Annotated in this window: 17 protein-coding genes; 4 read left to right on the forward strand and 13 right to left on the reverse strand. The window is 64.8% G+C overall.

Features of this window, described 5'->3' with window-relative positions; genetic code table 11:
- Window positions 1-42 precede the first annotated feature (42 nt).
- From mpl to B3361_RS19935, 3 genes are read left to right on the forward strand one after another with little or no spacing between them, the layout of a single operon-like run.
- Window positions 43-1,392, forward strand: coding sequence for a UDP-N-acetylmuramate:L-alanyl-gamma-D-glutamyl-meso-diaminopimelate ligase (mpl, locus tag B3361_RS19925; RefSeq protein ID WP_009685746.1), 1,350 nt, complete (start codon window positions 43-45; stop codon window positions 1,390-1,392).
- The gene (gene ubiX / locus B3361_RS19930; RefSeq protein ID WP_029886945.1) at window positions 1,389-2,018 is read left to right on the forward strand and encodes a flavin prenyltransferase UbiX; all 630 of its coding nucleotides are present in this window, start codon (window positions 1,389-1,391) and stop codon (window positions 2,016-2,018) included. The genes mpl and ubiX overlap by 4 nt, the downstream gene beginning before the upstream one ends.
- Complete coding sequence (locus tag B3361_RS19935; protein WP_054904355.1) at window positions 2,015-2,302, forward strand: YceK/YidQ family lipoprotein; 288 nt, start codon at window positions 2,015-2,017, stop codon at window positions 2,300-2,302. The genes ubiX and B3361_RS19935 overlap by 4 nt, the downstream gene beginning before the upstream one ends.
- Window positions 2,303-2,460: 158 nt before the next feature.
- Here B3361_RS19935 and B3361_RS19940 read toward each other — a convergent pair whose 3' ends face one another.
- The 8 genes from B3361_RS19940 to B3361_RS19975 form a co-directional block, all read right to left on the reverse strand.
- Window positions 2,461-3,105: an oxidoreductase gene (locus tag B3361_RS19940; RefSeq protein WP_009685749.1), complete on the reverse strand. Its 645-nt coding sequence runs from the start codon at window positions 3,103-3,105 to the stop codon at window positions 2,461-2,463.
- A gap of 27 nt (window positions 3,106-3,132) precedes the next feature.
- Window positions 3,133-4,866 carry a C13 family peptidase gene (locus tag B3361_RS19945; protein WP_286920332.1) on the reverse strand — a complete coding sequence of 578 codons (1,734 nt, stop codon included), beginning with the start codon at window positions 4,864-4,866 and terminating at the stop codon, window positions 3,133-3,135.
- 269 nt (window positions 4,867-5,135) lie between these two features.
- Window positions 5,136-5,402 (reverse strand): hypothetical protein, encoded by a 267-nt coding sequence (locus tag B3361_RS19950; protein WP_029886942.1) that lies wholly within the window; start codon window positions 5,400-5,402, stop codon window positions 5,136-5,138.
- A 444-nt stretch (window positions 5,403-5,846) separates the two neighbouring features.
- Complete coding sequence (locus B3361_RS19955; RefSeq protein ID WP_223809663.1) at window positions 5,847-6,911, reverse strand: 2,3-butanediol dehydrogenase; 1,065 nt, start codon at window positions 6,909-6,911, stop codon at window positions 5,847-5,849.
- 52 nt (window positions 6,912-6,963) lie between these two features.
- Window positions 6,964-8,076, reverse strand: coding sequence for an acetoin dehydrogenase dihydrolipoyllysine-residue acetyltransferase subunit (locus B3361_RS19960; RefSeq protein ID WP_054904353.1), 1,113 nt, complete (start codon window positions 8,074-8,076; stop codon window positions 6,964-6,966).
- Window positions 8,073-9,095: an alpha-ketoacid dehydrogenase subunit beta gene (locus tag B3361_RS19965; protein WP_009685756.1), complete on the reverse strand. Its 1,023-nt coding sequence runs from the start codon at window positions 9,093-9,095 to the stop codon at window positions 8,073-8,075. Before B3361_RS19965 ends, B3361_RS19960 begins: the two co-directional genes overlap by 4 nt.
- 33 nt (window positions 9,096-9,128) lie before the next feature.
- Window positions 9,129-10,106: a thiamine pyrophosphate-dependent dehydrogenase E1 component subunit alpha gene (locus B3361_RS19970; protein ID WP_029886938.1), complete on the reverse strand. Its 978-nt coding sequence runs from the start codon at window positions 10,104-10,106 to the stop codon at window positions 9,129-9,131.
- Between the two features lie 22 nt (window positions 10,107-10,128).
- Window positions 10,129-11,184, reverse strand: coding sequence for an ATP-NAD kinase family protein (locus B3361_RS19975; protein WP_047149809.1), 1,056 nt, complete (start codon window positions 11,182-11,184; stop codon window positions 10,129-10,131).
- Window positions 11,185-11,467: 283 nt separating this feature from the next.
- Between B3361_RS19975 and B3361_RS19980 the strand changes: the two genes are divergently transcribed.
- Window positions 11,468-13,321, forward strand: coding sequence for a sigma-54-dependent Fis family transcriptional regulator (locus B3361_RS19980; protein ID WP_054904352.1), 1,854 nt, complete (start codon window positions 11,468-11,470; stop codon window positions 13,319-13,321).
- 201 nt (window positions 13,322-13,522) lie between these two features.
- On the opposite strand, the gene accC is transcribed toward B3361_RS19980, so the two are convergent.
- The 5 genes from accC to B3361_RS20005 all read right to left on the reverse strand — a co-directional run bounded on the left by accC (window position 13,523) and on the right by B3361_RS20005 (window position 19,931).
- Window positions 13,523-14,878, reverse strand: coding sequence for an acetyl-CoA carboxylase biotin carboxylase subunit (gene accC / locus B3361_RS19985; RefSeq protein WP_054904351.1), 1,356 nt, complete (start codon window positions 14,876-14,878; stop codon window positions 13,523-13,525).
- 17 nt (window positions 14,879-14,895) lie between these two features.
- Window positions 14,896-15,360: an acetyl-CoA carboxylase biotin carboxyl carrier protein gene (accB, locus tag B3361_RS19990; RefSeq protein ID WP_029886935.1), complete on the reverse strand. Its 465-nt coding sequence runs from the start codon at window positions 15,358-15,360 to the stop codon at window positions 14,896-14,898.
- A 98-nt stretch (window positions 15,361-15,458) separates the two neighbouring features.
- The gene (gene aroQ, locus B3361_RS19995; RefSeq protein ID WP_003255330.1) at window positions 15,459-15,914 is read right to left on the reverse strand and encodes a type II 3-dehydroquinate dehydratase; all 456 of its coding nucleotides are present in this window, start codon (window positions 15,912-15,914) and stop codon (window positions 15,459-15,461) included.
- Window positions 15,915-16,093: 179 nt separating this feature from the next.
- Window positions 16,094-17,866, reverse strand: coding sequence for a protein-disulfide reductase DsbD (locus B3361_RS20000; protein ID WP_054904364.1), 1,773 nt, complete (start codon window positions 17,864-17,866; stop codon window positions 16,094-16,096).
- Window positions 17,867-17,969: 103 nt separating this feature from the next.
- A complete protein-coding gene (locus tag B3361_RS20005; protein WP_054904350.1) occupies window positions 17,970-19,931 on the reverse strand; it encodes a methyl-accepting chemotaxis protein in 1,962 nt (653 codons plus the stop codon).
- Between the last annotated feature and the right edge of the window lie 135 nt (window positions 19,932-20,066).

Below are 20,066 nucleotides of genomic sequence, written 5' to 3' on the forward strand. Positions count from 1 at the left end.
GCGCCCTGGGCTACCCTGCCTCGATGTTTTGCGAGGTCGACCATGCATATTCACATTCTCGGTATTTGCGGCACTTTCATGGGCTCGCTGGCAGTGCTGGCCAAGGAGCTTGGCCATCGCGTGACCGGTTCGGACGCCAACGTCTACCCGCCGATGAGCACGCAGCTCGAAGCCCAGGGCATCGAGCTGACCCAAGGCTACGACCCGGCTCAACTGGAGCCGGCACCCGACCTGGTGGTGATCGGCAACGCCATGTCGCGCGGCAACCCGGCGGTTGAGTACGTGCTGAACAAGGGCCTGCCTTATGTTTCCGGCCCGCAGTGGCTGGCCGACCACGTGCTGCAAGGCCGTTGGGTGCTGGCCGTTGCCGGTACCCACGGCAAGACCACCACCAGCAGCATGCTGGCCTGGGTGCTGGAGCACGCCGGCATGAGCCCGGGCTTCCTGATTGGCGGTGTACCGCAGAACTTCTCGGTGTCGGCCCGCCTGGGGGCTACGCCGTTCTTCGTGGTCGAAGCCGACGAGTACGACAGTGCCTTCTTCGACAAGCGTTCAAAGTTCGTGCACTACCACCCGCGCACTGCGATCCTCAACAACCTTGAGTTCGATCACGCAGACATTTTCCCGGACCTGGCCTCGATCGAGCGGCAGTTCCACCACCTGGTGCGCACCATCCCCAGCGAAGGCCTGGTCATCCACCCGACCACCGAACAAGCGCTGGAGCGGGTCATCGGCATGGGCTGCTGGACGCCGGTACACACCACGGGTGAAGGTGGCCAGTGGCAGGCCCGCCTGCTCAGCGCCGATGGCTCGCGTTTCGAAGTGCTGTTCGAGGGCCAGGCGCAAGGCGTGGTGGACTGGGCGCTGACCGGTCAGCACAACGTCGCCAACGCCCTGGCTACCCTGGCAGCCGCCCGCCATGTAGGCGTGGTGCCGGCCATGGGCATCGAGGGCCTCTGCGCCTTCAAGAGCGTCAAGCGGCGCATGGAGAAGGTTGCCGAAGTGCAGGGCGTGACGATCTACGATGACTTCGCTCACCATCCTACTGCCATCGCTACTACCCTCGACGGCCTGCGCAAGCGCGTTGGCGAGGCGCCGGTGATCGCGGTAATCGAACCGCGCTCCAACTCGATGAAGTTGGGTGCACACCGCGATGGCCTGCCAGAAAGCGTCAACGACGCCGACCAAGTGATTTGGTACGCGCCGGCCAACCTGGGCTGGGACCTCGCTGCTACTGCTGCGCAGTGCAAGGTACCGAGTGTGGTTGCCGACAGCCTCGAAGCGATCATCGAACGCATCAAGGGCCAGGCCCGCCCGGGCACCCACGTGGTGATCATGAGCAACGGCGGCTTCGGCGGCCTGCATGGCAAGCTGGCCGAGGCGCTGAAGTGAACGGGCCGGAACGCGTTACCCTGGCCATGACGGGCGCTTCAGGCGCCCAGTACGGCCTGCGCCTGCTCGATTGCCTGGTGCGCGAGGACCGCGAGGTGCATTTTCTGATCTCCAAGGCGGCGCAACTGGTAATGGCCACCGAGACCGATGTGCTGCTGCCGGCCAAGCCCCAGGCGATGCAGGCCTTTCTCACCGAATACACCGGTGCTGCCGATGGGCAGATCCGCGTGTATGGCAAGGAAGACTGGATGTCCCCAGTGGCCTCGGGCTCGGGCGCGCCAGCAGCGATGGTGGTGGTGCCGTGTTCCACCGGCACCTTGTCGGCGATTGCCACCGGGGCCTGCAACAACCTGATCGAGCGCGCAGCCGACGTGACCCTCAAGGAGCGCCGCCAGTTGATTCTGGTGCCCCGCGAAGCGCCATTCTCCACCATTCACCTGGAGAACATGCTCAAGTTGTCGCAGATGGGCGCGGTGATTCTGCCGGCGGCGCCGGGCTTCTATCACCAGCCGCAAACCATCGACGACCTGGTCGACTTCGTCGTGGCGCGTGTTCTCAACCTGCTGAACATTCCCCAGGACATGCTGCCGCGTTGGGGCGAGCACCACTTCGGGGTGGATGATTGAAACGGGCGCTGGCCGGCTTGCTGGCGCTGGGGTTGCTCAGTGGTTGTGCCACGGTGCGCACGCTGGATGCCAACAAGCCGGGGGCGCCGGTGGTGTATGCCGGTACGCGTCTGGATCTGTATGTGATCAACGGTGGTTGCTGCCCGCAGGATCGGTTTGGGGCTCAAGCCCCGAGCTATCCGGGGCTGGACCTGCCAGGGAGCATGCTGCTTGATACCCTGTTGCTGCCGTTGTCCTTGCTGACTGCTGCCGGTGTAGGCTTCCAGGCCACAGGGGGGCTGTGAGGGGTTGCACGGTCCTGTGGTGTGGGAGCGGCCTTGCGTCGCGAATGGGCCGCAAAGCGGCCCCAGCCATGTTTGTGCAAAAGCTGAAATCCGGGGCCGCTGCGCGGCCCTTTCGCGACGCAAGGCCGCTCCCACAGGTACCGTGCAATGCTTGCGGCTTACTTCTTGCCCAGCTTGCGCAGTTCATCCGACTCCACGATCCGCACCCCGTCTTCTTCCTCAAGGGCCAGGCGCCATAGCGCACGGGCCAGGGTGCAGGCCTCGATCCCTCGGTATTTGCCCGGAATCAGCCGGGACAACGGTGAAACCAACTGCTCTGCCAGCCGCGGCTTGATGCGCTCGCCCAGCAGCAGAGACGGCCGCACGATGGTGAGTTGCGGCCAATCCTGCGCTTTGAGCGCCTCTTCCATCTCGCCCTTCACCCGATTGTAGAAAATCGATGATTTCGGGTCGGCGCCCAAGGCACTGACCACCAGCAAATGCCGTGCGCCCATTTCCCGGGCCCGTTTGCTGAACGCCACCACCATGTCCAGGTCCACCGCGCGGAACGCCGACTCGGAGCCGGCCTGTTTGAGGGTGGTGCCCAGGCAGCAATAGGCAACGTCGACCCTGCCGGCCAGCTGCGGCAGGAACACTGCCGGGTCACCCACCGGGTTTTCCAGGTGCGGATGTTCGGCCAACGGCCGGCGGGTCGGGGCCAGCACGCGGGTGATGGTGGGCTCGTTGAGCAGGCGGTCGAGCAGGTGTTCACCGGTGAGGCCGGTGGCACCGGCAAGCAGGACATGCTGAGGCGTCAAGTACATGATGTCTCTCCCTTGTTACACCCAAGTCTAGTGGTTGCCCGGGTTTTTTGCCTGTGCGCCCACCTTGGCCTGGGTCGTGTTGCGCAATGCTTCTTCGGCCTGTTGCCGGCGCAGCTGCTGCCAATGCTCAAGCACCGCCGGCGGCGCCCACAACTGAGGCTCAGAGGCGTCGAAACCTTCCCTTTGTTCCCTTTCGGCAACACTGCCGCGTGCCAGTTCAAACGCCTGTTTCAGGTCGTCGGTCTGGTTCAGGGCCTGGGCGAACAGGGCTTCGCCAAAGTAGGTGAAATCAGCTTCCTCCGAGCAACCGAAGGAGACACGGTCGGCGCGTGCGGCAGTCATGATCAGGGTACGCTCATCTTTCAGCGGGGCGATATACCCCCCTGAATAGCAGGCCGAGATGACAATGACCTTGTCGCGATCCTTCAGCGGCGCAAGGGCCGTTGCCAGCTCGTCGGCGGACAAGTCGGCCAGTTGCAGGCGGGGTTGGTCGAGCACCAGCTGGTGGTCTGCGCTGCCGTGGCTGGTGAGGTAGATGAACACCAGGTCTTCCGGGCCGCTGCGCTCGGCCAGGGTGCGGGCGGCACGGGTGAGGTTCTCGCGGGTTGCCATGGGGCGGTTGGCCAGGTGGTCGCGGTGGTTGACCAGGGTCACCTGGCCGCGGGCGCCAAAGCGTACCTTGAGCATGTTGCTGACGTAGTCGGCTTCACGTAGGAACACACTCTGTTGCCCATCACCGCCCACCACCAGGCTGTACAGCTGAATCGGCGGGGCCGAGCGCGGCACTGCGGCCAGCGCCTGTTGCAGTAGCCGGCCCTGGTTGAGCAGGGCCAGGTCAAGCGGGTCGGGCAGCAGCGTGCCATGCTGGTCGCGCACGCGCACCCCGTTGGCCCACACGCCGCTTTCGACCTTGCCGTTGGGCAGGATCAGGCGCCCCTTGCCGTTGTAGGCATCGTTGAGGAAGCCGCCTACGTACTGGCTGCCCTCGGCCAGTTGCAAGCTGCCTTGGCCAGACAGCCGCCAGTCGGCGAACGTGCCTTTGTAATGGCTGCCGTCGCTGCCCAGCAATTCACCTTCGCCGATCAGCGAGCCGTCCTTGAATTGGCCGATCCAAACATCGCCATCGGCACTCTCGTAGCGGCCACGGCCTTCAATACGGTTGTCCTTGAACTCGCCGATGTACTGCTCGCCATCGACGCTGTCGTAGGTGCCGCTGCCTTGCAGTTGGCCATTGCTGAAATGGCCGCTGAACCGGTTACCGCTGGCGTCGCTGCGCACCCCCGCGCCGTTGGGCTTGCCCTTGGCGAACAGGCCCTGGTAACGGCTGCCGTCGGCCAGCACCAGCTCGCCGGCGCCGTCGTACAGGTCGTCCTTGAATTGGCCGCGGTAGGTTTGGTCGGCTTGCTTGAGGGTGCCTTCGCCATCGCGGCGGCCGTGCTTGAACGTGCCGGCATAGTGGCTGCCCGGTGTGGTCAGGTCGCCCAGCCCCTCGAACAGCCCCGCGGCGAACTGGCCGCGGTACACCTCGCCGTTCTGGCCATGCCATTCGCCCTGGCCATGCCACTGGCCGTCCTTGAAGGTGCCGGCATACCAGCTGCCGTTGGGGTAGTCGATCCGCCCCTCACCCTGCAGCAGGCCATCGACCACCTGGCCCCGGTAGCGCCCACCGTCGGGCAGGCGGGCATCCGGCGGCAGCAACGATTCGCCATCGCCACAGGCGGCGAGCAGCAGGACCAGGGTAATGGGGAGCAGTGGACGCATGGCGAGAACCGGGCAATAGGTCTGCCGATTATGACGCAGATTGGGATCCTGAAACAGCGAGCGCCTGCGCTGACGGACACCCCTGTAGGAGCGGCCTTGCGTCGCGATGGGCCGCGCAGCGGCCCCACGATTTCAGCTTCGCCGCAGATATCGCCGGGGCCGCTTCGCGCCCCATCGCGACACAAGGCCGCTCCTACAGGATTTGTGCTGGCCCTTGGTCTTGTGCAGTACCTGTGGGCTTACCGGAGATGAAGCCAGTCAGCTCAACCTCAATGCCAGGTGATATCCCCGGTCTGGCGATGTAACAGCAACTCGGCCAGTACCTTGGTCATCTGTACGTGATGTACCGCATTGACCAGCATGTTGATACCCGGCTCACCGGCATTGGCGCAGATGTACTCGTCCAGGGTGTCTTCAATGCCGGCCATCAACTGCAGGGTGTGGATTACTGCGTCGACCGAGGGCATGTCCTGGTTGATGGTGTAGAAGGGGCGGGAAGTCAGTGTTTTGGGTGGATCGGGGACAATCTTTTTCATGATCACAACTCACACGTCGGTTCAGGAAATAGTCACCACTGCATCCTTTCTCACGGGATAGGGTGGCGACCGTGCACGGGGTGAGAAACCCGAGGACGTGTGAGCTCGGCCAGACCGAAGCCTGCCCGCGCACGGCTGCCATGACAAATGCCGCAATCACACATCTTCGGGTTTCTCACGCCCGGCCACCATACATGGCGACTCTGTGACGGTATCCCTGAGGTGTTTCCCCGACAATGGAGCGACTTCCGACAAGCTCGTAGGATAATTCGCTAGATGATCCAAGCTGAAGCATTTGGTTTCAGATTCAGAAATGTCTTACATCCCTTGAGCCTTGTTCGATAACTGTGGGAGCGGGCGTGCCCGCGAACACCGGCGAAGCCGGTGCCATCTACCGAGTCGTCGGCTTCGCGGGCACGCTCGCTCCCACAGGTTGAGGTGCAATCAATGCCCGCCTGGTGACACGATGATCTTCACGTTTTCCTCCTTGTTGTTCACCAGTTCCTCAAACCCCAGCTCGACAATCTGCTCCAGCCCGATCCGCCCGGTCACCAGCGGTCGAATGTCCAGCCGCCCGTCTGCAATAAAGGCAATGACATCGGCAAATTCGCCGTTGTACGCCAATGCCCCCAGCACCTGCTTCTCGGTGGATACCAGTTCGAAGAAGTTGAATTCGCTGGGCTCTTCAAAAATGCCTACCAGCACGCACTTGCCGGCCTTGCGGATGGTGTCGATGGCCAGCTTGGCCGTGTGCTTGTTGCCGATGCACTCGAAGCTCACATCCGCCCCCAGGCCGCCGGTAAGCGCGCGAATCTCTGCCAGGGCATCGCACTGGCTCGGGTCGAGCACCACACTGGCGCCGACTTCCCTGGCCTTGGCCTTGCGCGCAGATGACATTTCCAGCGCAATCACCTGCGCCGCACCGGCTGCCTTGGCGCACATGATGGTGCACAGGCCGATGGTGCCGGCGCCCACCACCACCACGGTCTGGCCCAGCAAGCTGCCGGCCTTCTTCACCGCATGCATGCCCACCGCCAGCGGCTCGATCAGCGCGCCAGCCTCTGCCGGAAAGCCCTGCGGCAAGCGGTACAGCAGGTTCGCCGGCACATTGACCCACTCGGCGAAGGCGCCGTTGTTCATAAGGCCGGTGAAGGCCAGGCGTTCACAGATGTTGTACAGGCCATGGGTACAGTAGTAGCAGGTGCCGCAATGCTGGCAGGCGTCTGCAGCCACCGGGTCACCGACGGCAAAGCCTTCGACGCCTTCGCCCAGTTTGGCGATCTGACCACAGAATTCGTGGCCGAGGATGCACTGGCCCTGGATGCCGGTCAGCGGGTGCGGCGCCTCGACCGGGATGAATACCGGCCCGGCGACGTACTCATGCAGGTCGGAGCCGCAAATGCCGCACCAGTCGACCTTGATCTGCACCCAGCCCGGCGCCGGGTCGGCTGGCAGGGGGACCTGTTCTACGCGAATGTCGTTGCGGCCATGCCATACGGCAGCGCGCATGTGGGTGTGGCTCAAGTCATTCATGGTTGTTCTCCAGGCTCACGGAATAGGTTCAGTGCTTGCGCAGGAATGCGAGCAATTGCTGGTTGACCTGGTCGGCCGCCTCCATCTGCACCATATGGCCGGCTTCGGGCAGCACCAGTACTTCGGCCTCCAACCCTTCGGCATGGCTGGCCGGGATGATCGCGTCCTTGCCGCCCCACACCACCAGCGCTGGGTGCTGCCCCAGCACGCCACGCAGGTCGTGGCGTTGGCGGTCGCCTTCGGCCAGTGCCGCAGCCAATTGCTGCAGGGCTTGGTCAACGCCTTCCAGGCGCTTGAACCTGAGCATGTCTTCCAGCATCTGCCGGGTGACCAGCGCCGGGTCGGCGAACAGCTGCACCATCTGTGGCTTCAGGGCATTGCGGTTGGCTGCGCTGACGAAGCCTTGCAGGTATTGCCCGTTGATCGCTTCACCCAGGCCGGCACTGGCCACCAGGCTCAGGCTGGCCACCCGCTGCGGTGCCAGGCGCGCCAGGTTCAGGCTGACTGCACCGCCCATCGAATGCCCCGCCAGGTGCGCCTTGGCAATGCCCAGGTGGTCAAGCAGGGCCAGCACGCTCTCGCTCAGTTCATCCAGATCGCCGCGCTGCAGGGCCTTGGCCGACTCGCCATGCCCCGGCAGATCAAGGGCGATCACCCGCCGCTCGGCCGCCAGCGCCGGGTGGTTGAACAGCCAGTTGTTAAGGTCGCCGCCAAAGCCGTGCACCAGCACCAACGGCGTGCCGCCTTCACCCAGCTCGAACCAGCGCAGCAGGCGGCCGCCCACTTCAGCCTTTTGCGGGGCCGGGCCCTGGGCCTGGTCGGCGCCGCCTTCGGCGACGAACTCGGCCTGGAAGCGCTGCACCACGGCATCGATCTCGGCCTCTTCGGCTTCGCCTTCCACGACCACGGCCAGCAGCGCGCCCACCGGCAGGGTTTCATCCGGCTTGGCCACCTGGCGGCGCAGCACGCCGCTGAACGGGGCCTCGACACTGCTGCTGATCTTGTCGGTCTCGACGTCCAGCACCTCATCGCCTTTGGTTATCGGGTCGCCTTCCTGCTTGAGCCAGGTGTCTACCCGGCCCTCGGTCATCGACAGGCCCCACTTGGGCATGGTCAGGGTATGGATCTGGCTCTGGCTCATGCGGCACTCCTTGCAGCTTCGATCACTTTGCGCACGGCGGCCTCGATCTTCGCCGCGTCGGGGATGTACAGGTCTTCCAGGGCGTCGGAGAACGGTACCGGGGTGTGCGGTGCGGTGACCATCTCGATCGGGCCCTTGAGCGCAGCGAAAGCCTTCTGCGCCACCAGGGCACTGATATCGGTGGCCATCGAGCAGCGCGGGTTGGCTTCGTCGATGACTACCAGGCGGCCGGTTTTTTCCACGCTCTCCAGAATGCTGTCTTCGTCCAGCGGGCTGGTGGTGCGCAGGTCCAGTACTTCGCAGTCGATGCCCTGGCGGGCCAGGTTGTTGGCGGCCTCCAGGGCTACATGCACCATGCGCCCGTAGGTGACCAGGGTCACGTCATCGCCATCACGCAGGAAGTTGGCTTCGCCGAAGGGGACCGTGTACACCTCTTCCGGCACCTCGCCCTGCATGCTGTAGAGCAGCTTGTGCTCGCAGAAGATCACCGGGTCGTTGTCGCGGATCGCCTGAATCAATAGCCCCTTGGCGTCGTAGGGCGAGGATGGGCACACCACCTTCAGGCCTGGAATGTGCGTCCACAGCGAGGTGAGCATTTGCGAATGCTGGGCCGCTGCGCGCAGGCCTGCGCCGTACATGGTGCGCATCACCAGCGGGGTGACTGCCTTGCCGCCGAACATGTAGCGAAACTTGGCGGCCTGGTTGAGTATCTGGTCCAGGCAGCAGCCGGCGAAGTCCACGAACATCAGCTCGCACACCGGGCGCAGGCCCTGGGTGGCGGCACCGACCGCTGCGCCGACGTAGCCGATTTCCGACAGGGGAGCGTCCAGTACCCGGCCCGGGAACTGGTGGTACAGGCCCTTGGTCACGCCCAGCACGCCACCCCAGGCGTCTTCCTCACCGGGCGCCCCGGCACCGCCGGCAACGTCCTCGCCAATGATGAACACACTGTCGTCGCGGCGCATTTCCTGGGCCAGTGCTTCGTTGATGGCCTGCTGGTAGCTGATCTTTCTTGCCATGGTGGTTCTCCTGTTGTTCTTGTAATGCGCGGCTCAGGGGTAGGCGACGTAGACATCGCTGAGCAGGTCGGCGGGCAGTGGCTTGGGGTCGGACTTGGCGCGGCGCACAGCGTCTTCGATCAGGTCCTCGACGCGTGCGTCGATGGCGTCCAGCTGCTGGGCCGTGAGCAGGCCGGCGCGGGTGGTCTTGTTGCGGAACTGCATCAGGCAGTCGCGCGATTCGCGCAGGTTCTTGACTTCATCCGCCGCGCGGTAGGTTTGCGCGTCGCCCTCGAAATGGCCGTAGTAGCGGCTGAGCTTGACCTCGACCAGCGATGGGCCTTGCCCGGAACGGGCGCGTTCGATGGCCGCACCGGCGGCCTCGTACACGGCAAAGAAATCGAAGCCGTCGATGGTCACCCCGGGCATGCCGAAGCCGGCCGCGCGGTCGGCGATGTGGTCGCAGGCCACCGACCAGTTGGAGGCGGTGGCTTCGGCGTAGCCATTGTTCTCGGCGACGAAGATGCACGGCAGGTTCATGATCGACGCCATGTTCATGGCTTCGAATACCGCGCCTTCGTTGGAGGCCCCGTCGCCGAAGAAGGCCACCGCCACGTCGTCGCGCCCCTTGAGCTTGGCCGCCAGCGCCGCGCCGGCCACCAGGGGGGCGCCGGCGCCGACGATACCGTTGGCCCCAAGCATGCCTTTCTCCAGGTCGGCAATGTGCATCGAGCCACCCTTGCCACCGCATACGCCGGTCTTCTTGCCGTAGATTTCGGCCATCATGCCGTACACATCCACGCCCTTGGCGATGCAATGGCCATGGCCGCGATGGGTCGAGGCGATGCAGTCGCTGTCGCGCAGGTGGGCCATGACCCCGGCAGCCGAGGCCTCTTCGCCGGCGTAGAGGTGCACGAAACCGGGGATTTCGCCAGTGGCGAACTCCACGTGCAGGCGTTCTTCAAAGGCGCGGATGGTGCGCATCACTTCATAGGCATGCAGCAGTTGTTCGGTACTGAGTTGATTGGACATGTTGTTGTTCTCCGGGGTTGTCTCAACACGGGTTTGCAGGGTGCAGTCGATGGCCGCGAGGCACGGCCAGCAGGTGGTGACGGGCGGCATGCGCCAGCACGGCCTCGACGTCCACACTGAGCGGGCCGCGGTGGTCGAGGGTGATGGTGGGGGTGTCGTGTTCGGCGAATTCGATTTCGCGCTCGCCGTCCAGGGCCAGGGTGCCGCTGGCCAGGCTCAGGCGGTGGGCAACATCGGGCAGCAGCGTGCCGCTGGCGGTGATGCCACAGGCTTGCAGCAGGCCGGGGGCCAGCGGCGCGAGCAGTGCCTGTTCAGCGCCGGGTGCCAGGCGAACCCAGGCGCCGTGCGGGGCCTGGCGCGACACCGGGCACCACAGGCCACACAGCGCCGACAGGCCGATGGCATGCGGTTCGGCGAAGCAGGCGAAAACTTCGGCAAGGTCTTCGCGGCGGCTGAGTGCGCGGGCGCCGATGAAACGCTGCGGTGACACTGCCACTTCCACCAGGGCCCATTCGGCCAGTTGCTGCTGCGGCACTGTCACCACCAGGCGCTTGTTGCGGCGCAGGCCAATGCTGGCCGGTACCCGGCCGGTGGCCAGCAGGCCACCGGCAAGGCCGGCGCTGGTGGCCTCGCGCAGTTCGGGGAAGGCATTGTTGGTGCCGGTGGAGAGGGTCAGCAGTGGCACATCTTGCGCCTCGGCGGCGACGGCCTTGTGGGTGCCATCGCCCCCCAGCACGGCGATCAGCGCCACACCGCGCTCGACCATGCGTCGGGTGGCCAGGCGGGTGTCGGCTACGGTCTGCGACAACGGCAGGTCGAGTATTTCGATGGCTGGCCAGTGCTGGTCGAGCGCAGCCGGGCCGTGGCTGGCCTTGAGCACGGCGGCGGCGATGCCGGTCATGTCGCTGGGCAGCAGCACCTGGCCGATGCCCGTGGCGCCGAAGGCGGCCAGCAGGCGCTGGATTGCCGAAGCCTTGTCGGTGCTCGAATAGAGCCCGGCGCTGGCCGTCAGGCGGCGCAGGTCACGGCCGGAGGCAGGGTTGGCAATGATCCCGACAAGCGGGGCGGGTAGCGGCATGGCGCACCTCGTATTCTTGTTTGCCAAGACAGGAGCAAGGGCGGTGCCAGCTTTGCCCAAGGGCGCCGAAGGGGCCGTTGCAGAGCGCTTTGGCCTGCCTTGGTGGCGGCTGCAGGGCGGGCACGGCGAGACGCGCGGTGCCAGTGCGCAGCCGCGTTGGGCGAGACGCTGAGACGCTGCGTCTCAAGCCAGCCGGTAACCACACAGTGCTTGTCGGAGCGGGCGCGCAAGCGCTTAATGGCCGAACAACGATAAAAACAGCAACGAGAACCGGAGGGCCCGAATGCTTGCCGCGAACTCCCGAGCCCATGTCGATTGCGTCAGCAGGGTGCTGAAGAATGCCGACCGCCTGCCACAGGCGCCGGTACCGCCGCTGATCCTCGATTCATGGCGCCGTTCCATGGAGCTGTACCGCCTGGACCCCGCCTCCCAGCAGGGCCCGCGCATCCTTTCCCAAAGCCTGCTCAATGAGTGCCGTGAACGCGCGCAGCTGTTTCTGCGCATCGCCAGCGACGCCGTGGCCCGCCTGCACGAGCGCGTGCGGGGCGCCGACTATTGCGTGCTGCTGACCGACGCCCAAGGGCGCACCATCGACTACCGGGTCGAATCGGCCATTCGCAACGACTGTCGCAAAGCCGGCCTGTACCTGGGCACTTGCTGGTCGGAGGGCGAGGAGGGTACCTGTGGCGTGGCGGCGGTGCTCACCAGCAAGGCCCCGGTCACGGTGCACAAGCGCGACCACTTCCGGGCGGCGTTCATCGGCCTGACCTGCACGGCGGCCCCGGTGTTCGACCCGTTGGGTGAGTTGCTGGGGGTGGTGGATGTGTCGGCCTTGCAGTCACCGGACGACCGCCGCAGCCAGCACCTGATCCGTCAGCTGGTCGAGCAAACCGCTCGCGACATCGAAAACGCCTTTTTCATGCACACTGCCCAGGGCCACTGGGTGATGCGCGCCCATGGCACGCCGGGCTATGTGGAAAGCCAGCCTGATTACCTGCTGGCCTGGGATGCCGATGGTCGCCTGCAGGCCATCAACAGCCTGGCCCGGCAGCGCCTGGTCGAACGCCTGGGCCGTTTGCCGGTGCACATTGGCGAGCTGTTCGACATGGACCAGCTACGCCGGGTCAGCGCGTCGTCGGCCCAGCGCCTGCCTGGCCTGGGTGGTTTGTACGGCCGGGTCAGCGCCCCTCGGCAACGCCAGCGGGCGCAACCGCTGCAGCAGGCCCAGGACAGCCGCATCGAACAGCATCTGCGCTTGGCTACCCGTGTCAAGGACTGCAACCTGGCCGTGCTGGTGCTGGGTGAAACCGGGGCCGGCAAGGAGGTGTTCGCCCGTCAGTTGCACCAGCAGAGCCAGCGCTGTGACGGCCCCTTCGTGACCCTGAACTGTGCAGCCATCCCCGAGAGCCTGATCGAGAGCGAGTTGTTCGGTTATGTGGCGGGGGCTTTCACCGGTGCTTCCAGCAAAGGCATGCAAGGGCTGTTGCAGCAGGCCCACGGCGGTACGTTGTTCCTCGACGAGATCGGTGATATGCCGCTGAACCTGCAAACCCGGTTGCTACGGGTGCTGGCCGAGGGCGAAGTGGCGCCGCTGGGCGCGGCGCGGCGGGAGCGGGTGGATATCCAGGTGATCTGTGCCACCCACCGTGATCTGGCGGCAATGGTAGAAGACGGGCGTTTCCGCGAAGACTTGTACTTCCGCCTGGCCAATGCCCGCTTCGAGTTGCCGCCGCTGCGTGAGCGGGAGGACCGGTTGGGGCTGATTCACCAATTGCTGGCCGAAGAGGCTGCGGCCTGTGGCGTCGAAGTTGTACTGGCGGACGATGCCTTGCAGGCGCTGCTGGTTTATCGCTGGCCGGGCAATTTGCGCCAGCTGCGGCAGGTGTTGCGCTATGCCTGTGCGGTCAGTGAGGCCGGGCAGGTGCGGGTGCAGGATTTGCCGCAGGAGGTGCGGGGTGTGGCGGTAGGCTCGGTCGCAAGCGAGGTGTCGTGCGCGGCGCGGCAACTGTTGCTGGATGCGCTGATTCGCCATCGCTGGAAGCCGGCCGATGCTGCGCGGGCGTTGGGCATTTCGCGGGCTACCCTGTATCGGCGGGTGCATGAGCACCGTATCGAGATGCCGCGGATGAAGGGGTAACCTGCGGTCCCTGTAGGAGCGGCCTTGTGTCGCGATGGGGCGCGCAGCGGCCCCACGATCTCAGCTTCGCCGCAGATATTGCCGGGGCCGCTTCGCGGCCCTTTCGCGACGCAAGGCCGCTCCTACAGGGGGTGTGAGCCTTGGCTAAGCAAAAAAAAACCCCGGCACAAGTCCGGGGTTCTGGTCCATCACACTACACGATCACTCCTGGTTGGCCAGTTTGTGCTCGAGGTAGTGAATGTTGACGCCGCCTTCGCAGAAACCTTCATCACGCACCAGGTCGCGGTGCAGCGGGATGTTGGTCTTGATGCCGTCGACGACGATCTCGTCCAGGGCATTGCGCATGCGCGCCATGGCTTCATCGCGGTCTTTGCCGTAGGTGATCAGCTTGCCGATCAGCGAGTCGTAGTTCGGGGGTACCGAATAACCGCTGTACAGGTGCGAATCCACGCGCACGCCGTTGCCACCCGGGGCGTGGAAGTGCTTGACCTTGCCTGGGCTCGGGATGAACTTCTTCGGGTCCTCGGCGTTGATCCGGCACTCCAGCGAGTGGCCACGGATGACAACGTCTTCCTGGCGGAACGACAGCTTGTTGCCAGCGGCGATGCTCAGCATCTCCTTGACGATGTCGATACCGGTGACCATCTCCGACACAGGGTGTTCAACCTGCACCCGGGTGTTCATCTCGATGAAGTAGAAGCGGCCGTTTTCGTACAGGAATTCGAACGTACCGGCACCGCGGTAGCCGATCTCGATGCACGCATCGACGCAGCGCTTGAACACTTCCTGGCGGGCCTTTTCATCGATACCCGGGGCTGGTGCTTCTTCCAGGACCTTCTGGTGGCGACGCTGCAGCGAGCAGTCACGGTCACCCAGGTGAATGGCGTTGCCCTGGCCGTCGGACAGCACCTGAACTTCCACGTGGCGTGGGTTGGTCAGGAACTTTTCCAGGTAGACCATCGGGTTGCCGAAGGCAGCACCGGCTTCGGTGCGGGTGAGCTTGGCCGAGGCGATCAGGTCCTCTTCCTTGTGCACCACGCGCATACCGCGACCACCACCGCCACCGGCGGCCTTGATGATCACCGGGTAGCCGACGTCACGGGCGATTGCCAAGGCGACTTCTTCGTCTTCCGGCAGCGGGCCATCGGAGCCCGGTACGGTCGGTACGCCCGACTTGATCATCGCGTCCTTGGCCGAAACCTTGTCGCCCATCAGGCGAATGGTGTCGGCTTTCGGGCCGATGAAGGCGAAACCGGATTTTTCCACCTGCTCGGCGAAATCGGCGTTTTCCGCCAGGAAGCCGTAACCCGGGTGAATCGCGGTGGCGCCAGTCACTTCGGCGGCAGCGATGATCGCCGGGATATGCAGGTAGGAATCCTTCGACGATGCAGGGCCGATGCAGACCGACTCGTCTGCCAGGCCCAGGTGCATCAGTTCACGGTCGGCAGTGGAGTGCACGGCGACGGTCTTGATGCCCAGCTCTTTGCAGGCACGCAGGATCCGCAGGGCAATTTCCCCGCGGTTGGCGATCAGGACTTTTTCGAGCTTCCCAGACATCGTTGGCTCTCCGCGATTCAAACGATGGTGAACAGCGGCTGGTCGAACTCAACCGGCTGGCCGTCTTCTACCAGGATGGCGTCGATGACACCGCCAACATCGGCTTCGATGTGGTTCATCATCTTCATGGCTTCGACGATGCACAGGGTGTCGCCCTTCTTCACGCTCTGGCCAACTTCAGCGAAGTTCGGCGAGGTCGGCGAAGGTTTGCGGTAGAAGGTACCTACCATTGGCGAACGGACCACGGTGCCTTTCAGCGCCGGGGCAGCAGCAGCGGCTTCGGCGGCTGGCGCAGCAGCGGCGACCGGTGCAGCAGCGGCCGGGGCGGCAGCCATCGGGGCCGGTGCGTAGAACTGCTGGGCAGCTGGGGTCTTGCTGTGACGGCTGATACGAACCGACTCTTCGCCTTCCTTGATCTCCAGCTCGTCGATGCCAGACTCTTCCAGCAGCTCGATCAGTTTCTTGACTTTACGGATATCCATTAATCATCAACTCCCAAAGGTTCGGTCAGGGGGCGAAATACAAAAACGTATCTAGAACGTTTCTCTGGAACCCCGGCCCATCGGGGCCGGGGTTTTCATCATTTGGGCTGTGCGTTGGCAGCCAGTTGTTCCAGTGCAGACTCCAGGGCCAGGCGATAACCGCTGGCGCCCAGGCCGCAGATCACCCCTACGGCCACATCGGAAAAGTAGGAGTGGTGACGGAACGGTTCGCGTTTGTGCACGTTGGACAGGTGCACTTCGATGAATGGGATGCTCACCGCAAGCAATGCGTCACGTAATGCGACGCTCGTGTGGGTGAAAGCAGCCGGATTGATCAGGATGAAGTCCACACCCTCGTTGCGTGCCGCGTGAATGCGGTCGATCAATTCGTATTCGGCATTGCTCTGCAGGTACTGCAGATGGTGGCCTGCGGCGCGGGCACGTTGCTCCAGGTCCTGGTTGATCTGGGCCAGGGTCACGGCGCCGTAGTGGCCAGGCTCGCGAGTACCGAGCAGGTTGAGGTTGGGGCCGTGAAGCACCAGTAGCGTTGCCATCTGTGGATTCCTTGGATTTGTAGGGCAATTCGACACAGCGCGGCGAGTGTGCCGTAAAGCGACGGCAAGTGTCCAGTTCCCGGCAATAGCCAGCACGATGTCCGAGATTCGCGCGAAGTATGTGACCAAATATTTAAATCTGGTCACCTAATCGAGGATTTTTCCCGGCCCGCGGGAAGTTATAGACCGAGTTTGCCGCGCACGCGCGTGAGAATCTGCGCGAATTCCCCGGCATTTATCTCGCCAATCACCCGATCGGCGGTAATTTCGCTGCCGTTCGCGGCAAAGAACAACAGCGCAGGCGGGCCGAACAGTTGGTACCGGTCAAGGAGCGAGCGTTGCTCGGCGTTGCTTGCGGTGATGTCGAACCGCAGCAGCTTGAACGCCGCCAGTTGCGGCTGGACCTGGGCGGCGTTGAGCACCTCGTGTTCGATGACCTTGCAACTGATGCACCAGTCGGCGTACCAGTCCAGCAACACCGGTTGGCCGGCTGCCTTGGCCTGTGCCAGCGCGGCATCCAGGGCTTGCGGGGTGGTGATGGTTTGCCAGGCCTGCGCTGTGGCCGCGGTAGTGCCAGCGCTGGCCGCCTGGCTGGGCACGGGCAGGGGCCGCAGCGGGTCGCCCTGGCCACTGAGGGCGCCATACCAGCAAGCCAGCGCGTATACCAGCAAGGCCAGGCCGAGCAGTTGCGCCAGGCGCTGGCGCGCAGTCTTGACCACGAACTCCAAGGCGCCGAGGAACAGTGCCACGCCTGCGGCAAGCAGGCCGACCAACAACAGGGTTACCGGGCCGGGCAGCACCCGGCTGAGCAGGCCGATGGCCAGCCCCAGCAGCAGTACGCCGATGGCGTTTTTCACGGTGTTCAGCCAAGGGCCGCTTTTCGGCAGCCAGGCTGCGCCACCGGTGGCCACCAGCAACAGTGGCGCGCCCATGCCCAGGCCCAGGGCGAACAGTTTGAGCGCCCCGCCCAAGGCATCGCCGCTGGCGCTGATGTACAGCAGCGCGCCTGCCAGGGGCGCCGACACACAGGGCGAAACCAGCAGGCTGGAGAGCACGCCGAGTACTGCAGCGCCCAGTAGCGAACCGCCCTTGGTGTGGTTGGCGACGTTGTTCAGGCGGTTATTCAGGGCTTGCGGCAGCTTCAGTTCGAACAGGCCGAACATGGCCAGGGCGAACACCACGAAAAACAGCGCGAAGGGCACCAGTACCCAAGCCGATTGCAGGCGTGCCTGCAGGTTCAGGCCGGCGCCGAACAAGCCCATCAGCGCGCCGAGTGCGGCGAAGCTGGCGGCCATTGGCAGTACGTACGCCAGCGATAGCGCCAGCCCGCGTGGCCCACCGACCTGCCCGCGCAGTACTACGCCGGAGAGAATCGGCAGCATCGGCAGCACACAGGGGGTGAAGGTCAGGCCGACCCCGGCGAGGAAGAACAGCAGCAGCGATTTCCAGCTCCAGGCCTGTTCGATTGCGCCAGGGATGTTTGTGCCGGCTTCGCCATCGATGCTCAGCCGGGCGGTTTCCGGCGGGTAGCACAGGCCCTTGTCGGCACAGCCCTGATAGCCCACCAGCAGGGTAAAGGCACGCGGATCGTTGCGCGGCAGTTCGATATCGAGCACGCCGTGGTACACCTCCACGTCGCCGAAGAACTCATCGTGCTTGGCCTCGCCCTTAGGGATGTTCGGCGTGCCCAAGGCGATGTCGGCGGGTTCGGTGTGGAACTGGAAGCGGTGGCGGTAGAGGTAGTAGCCGTCGGTGGCGATGAAGCGCAGCTTGATGGTATGCGCATCGGCCTGGATCAGGTCGAGCTTGAACGCCTCGTGCACTGGCAGGAAGTCGGCGTTGTTGGCCAGCGAAGCGGCGCCGAGGGTGGCGCTGGGGCGGTTGTCGAGCAGGCTGGTGGCGAAGACAGGGCTGGCCAGCAGCAGGAACAGCAGGAAAAACAGGCGGCGCATGGCGAACTCGCGAGGTGGAACGTGCCGGGCATGATAACGGAGTTGGCGCAGGTTGAAAGGGACGGCGACACCTGGCGCCACTTGTGTATTGCCTGTGCCGGCCTCAGACCCTGAAGGCCCGCACCGCCTTGCTCAGCTCCCCGCCTAGGCTCAGCAATTGCTCACCCTGCTCACGCCCTTCACCAATGCGCTGCAGGTTGTCTTCACCCAACGCGTGAATCCGCTCGCTATGATCACGAATCTCACTCACCGCGCCAGTCTGTTGCGCGGTGACGTCGGCAATGCGTACCGCCGTATCGGCGATCGTGCGGATCGCGCTGACGATCTCATCCAGCGCGCCATCGGCGGCCTGGGCCTGGTTGGCGGTGGTTTCGGCGTGTTCGAGCTGGGTGCGCATGCCGGCCACCGACTCCCGCGCCGCCTGCTGCAAGCGGTCGATCAGTGCCTGGATTTCGCCAGTAGCCCCGGTGGTGCGCTGCGCCAGCGAACGCACCTCGTCAGCCACTACGGCAAAGCCGCGACCCATCTCGCCAGCCCGGGCCGCTTCGATGGCGGCGTTCAGCGCCAGCAGGTTGGTCTGTTCCGCAATCGAGCGTATTACCGTCAGCACCCCGCCGATGGTGGCCGACTCTTCGGCCAGTTGCTCGATCATGCGCGCATTGCCCTGTACCTCATCGACCAGTTCCCGCAAGCCCGACAGGCTCTGGCCAATCACCGCCTGGCCCTGTTCCACCGCACGCCCGGCATCGCGGCTGGCATGGGCGGCAGCGCTGGCGTCACCGGCCACTTGCTGAATGGTGGCTTCCAGCTCGCCCAGGGCGTCGCGGATCTGCCCGGTATCGCCGGCCTGGCGGTGGGCGCCATCGTGCAGCGCGGCGCTCATGCCGGCCAGGGCATGGCTGCTGCCGGCGACCTGCTCGGCATTGTGGCGAATGGTGCCCACCAGTTCGACCAGGTACTGGCGCAGGCGGTTGAGCGATGCCTGAATGTCATGCAGTTCGCGGTTGGTCTTGCCCAGGGCGATCACTTGGGCGAAGTCGCCCTCGGCCCAGCACGATAGCGCCGGGGCCAGGCCGGTCAGGGTGCGCGCCAGGCGCCGTTGCAGGGTATCGATCAACAGGGCGATGAACAGGATCAGGGCGATCATCAAACACTGGATGATGCGCACCTCGCCGGCAATTTGGCCATGTTGGGCGCGCACTAGCGGTTCCAGCGCGGCGATGGCCTGCTGTACGGCTTCCAGGCGCTGGCCGGTGCTGGCAGCCAGGGCGGCACGGCGCTCGATCTGTTCGCGCGTGCGCTGCAATTCGGCCGGGTAGCGGCCCAGCAGGTTTTGCAGCTCACGCTTCAGGCCCACGGCGATGTCTTCCTGCCGGGCGCTGGCCTGGGTTTGCAGGCCCATCATGGCGGCGAAGTCGTCGGCACCGGAGGCAGCAGCGCGGGTGACACCGAGCAAAGGCAGGGCATCGATGGCCTGTGCCTGGCTGCGGATCAGTTGCAACTCACGCTGCACTTCGTCAGCAAGCTCCGGGCGGCCGCTGCTGACCAGCTTGTCGCGGGCCAGTGCCAGCCGGCCCAGGTGCACGCTGGCGTCGAGCAGCGGGAGCAAATAGCGGTCGGCCTCGGCAGTGCCGCTGTCGCGGGCGTATCCGGCCAGTTGCTCGAAATTGGCCCCCAATTCCCGTTCGGCCTGCAACAGCAGCGCTTGCGGGTCGCCAGCCAGCTTGCCGGCCGCCAGCAACTCGTTGCCGGTGAAGGCCTGCAGGCTGGCCAGGCTGGGGCGCAGGTTGGCCGCCAGTTCGGCGGGCCAGTCGGCCAGGGCGCCTTGCAGTTGCTGGATGGCCTGCGTGGCGGCGGCATGGCGCAGGGCATCCCCGCTGCCCAGGTAGGCGTGGATATTGCCCGCCACCTGCTGCTGAAACTGCTGGGACAGGCCCAGGTAGCGCTCCATCAGCTGATAGGGCCGTTCCAGCGCCCGTTGCGACCACCACAGGGTAGCGGCCAGGGTGAAACACACAGTCACCAGCAACAGCGTATTGAAATTGGTCAGCCACTTCAGGCGCATAGCCGCGAACTTCCTGCGGAGGGGAGTGGGGGTAGGCGGCTGAAGTTATTGCGATTGTGTGACCGGATGATGACGCCGAGGGCTTGGCGTCAGAAAAAAGTGGCAGAGTGCCTCTATCTGATGGCGCTTCTGATT

Origin of the sequence: Pseudomonas sp. UBA6699, assembly GCF_002454615.1 — a bacterium.
In the GTDB taxonomy this organism is placed as follows: Bacteria; Pseudomonadota; Gammaproteobacteria; order Pseudomonadales; family Pseudomonadaceae; genus Aquipseudomonas; species Aquipseudomonas juntendi.

Bases quoted from the DNA above. Each gene is read 5' to 3' on its own strand.
- mpl (WP_009685746.1), top strand. From the start codon at position 43: ATGCATATTCACATTCTCGGTATTTGCGGCACTTTCATGGGCTCGCTG.
- B3361_RS19940 (WP_009685749.1), bottom strand. From the start codon at position 3,105: ATGTACTTGACGCCTCAGCATGTCCTGCTTGCCGGTGCCACCGGCCTC.
- B3361_RS19945 (WP_286920332.1), bottom strand. From the start codon at position 4,866: ATGCGTCCACTGCTCCCCATTACCCTGGTCCTGCTGCTCGCCGCCTGT.
- B3361_RS19950 (WP_029886942.1), bottom strand. From the start codon at position 5,402: ATGAAAAAGATTGTCCCCGATCCACCCAAAACACTGACTTCCCGCCCC.
- B3361_RS19955 (WP_223809663.1), bottom strand. From the start codon at position 6,911: ATGCGCGCTGCCGTATGGCATGGCCGCAACGACATTCGCGTAGAACAG.
- B3361_RS19960 (WP_054904353.1), bottom strand. From the start codon at position 8,076: ATGAGCCAGAGCCAGATCCATACCCTGACCATGCCCAAGTGGGGCCTG.
- B3361_RS19965 (WP_009685756.1), bottom strand. From the start codon at position 9,095: ATGGCAAGAAAGATCAGCTACCAGCAGGCCATCAACGAAGCACTGGCC.
- B3361_RS19970 (WP_029886938.1), bottom strand. From the start codon at position 10,106: ATGTCCAATCAACTCAGTACCGAACAACTGCTGCATGCCTATGAAGTG.
- B3361_RS19975 (WP_047149809.1), bottom strand. From the start codon at position 11,184: ATGCCGCTACCCGCCCCGCTTGTCGGGATCATTGCCAACCCTGCCTCC.
- B3361_RS19980 (WP_054904352.1), top strand. From the start codon at position 11,468: ATGCTTGCCGCGAACTCCCGAGCCCATGTCGATTGCGTCAGCAGGGTG.
- accC (WP_054904351.1), bottom strand. From the start codon at position 14,878: ATGTCTGGGAAGCTCGAAAAAGTCCTGATCGCCAACCGCGGGGAAATT.
- accB (WP_029886935.1), bottom strand. From the start codon at position 15,360: ATGGATATCCGTAAAGTCAAGAAACTGATCGAGCTGCTGGAAGAGTCT.
- aroQ (WP_003255330.1), bottom strand. From the start codon at position 15,914: ATGGCAACGCTACTGGTGCTTCACGGCCCCAACCTCAACCTGCTCGGT.
- B3361_RS20000 (WP_054904364.1), bottom strand. From the start codon at position 17,866: ATGCGCCGCCTGTTTTTCCTGCTGTTCCTGCTGCTGGCCAGCCCTGTC.
- B3361_RS20005 (WP_054904350.1), bottom strand. From the start codon at position 19,931: ATGCGCCTGAAGTGGCTGACCAATTTCAATACGCTGTTGCTGGTGACT.